This window comes from Pantoea phyllosphaerae, assembly GCF_051025595.1.
Classification (GTDB): Bacteria; Pseudomonadota; Gammaproteobacteria; order Enterobacterales; family Enterobacteriaceae; genus Pantoea.
The window spans coordinates 1-645 of sequence record NZ_JBPFDE010000039.1; the positions used below are offsets into that span (position 1 = coordinate 1).

At 51.8% G+C, this 645-nt stretch carries 2 tRNA genes and 1 rRNA gene; all 3 read right to left on the reverse strand.

The features are described from left to right. Positions 1-212 precede the first annotated feature (212 nt). Positions 213-288, reverse strand: a tRNA-Ala gene (locus ACR6A7_RS21110). 148 nt (positions 289-436) lie between these two features. Beyond that, positions 437-513, reverse strand: a tRNA-Ile gene (locus ACR6A7_RS21115). A 72-nt stretch (positions 514-585) separates the two neighbouring features. Beyond that, positions 586-645 (reverse strand): 16S ribosomal RNA (locus ACR6A7_RS21120); the annotation flags it as partial.

A 645-nucleotide genomic window follows, 5' to 3' on the forward strand; every position in this document is an offset into this window, starting at 1 on the left:
ACGCTTAGTCGCTTAACCTCACAACCCACAGGCGTCTTGCGACGTCGCGGATGTGATTATTGAGAGACTCGAACGCGTCGCCTTTATTCCCTGTTACGGGGGAATAGCGCGGCGCGTCGTTTCAATTTTCAGCTTGTTCCGGATTGTTAAAGAGCATAATACTTCGCAGCCCACCGTTTCCGGTACGCTCTGAAGTATTTCAGAAAACAGTATGGTGGAGCTAAGCGGGATCGAACCGCTGACCTCCTGCGTGCAAGGCAGGCGCTCTCCCAGCTGAGCTATAGCCCCATACAGTTACTGCAGAGACCGTCTACTACCACTCAACCGAGTACACATTCTTGCGTGAAGAATGCGATTTTTTCTCAGGCAAGGCGTGGCGATGCGAAGCATAGTTCACTATGCGAGCCGTCGTCACAACGCAGCATGAGGAAAAATCTGGTAGGCCTGAGTGGACTTGAACCACCGACCTCACCCTTATCAGGGGTGCGCTCTAACCACCTGAGCTACAAGCCTGTAGAGGTTTTTTCTGCTCGTTACTTTCTATCAGACAATCTGTGTGAGCACTTCGAAGGCAGTATCTTCAGGTAAGGAGGTGATCCAACCGCAGGTTCCCCTACGGTTACCTTGTTACGACTTCACCCCAGT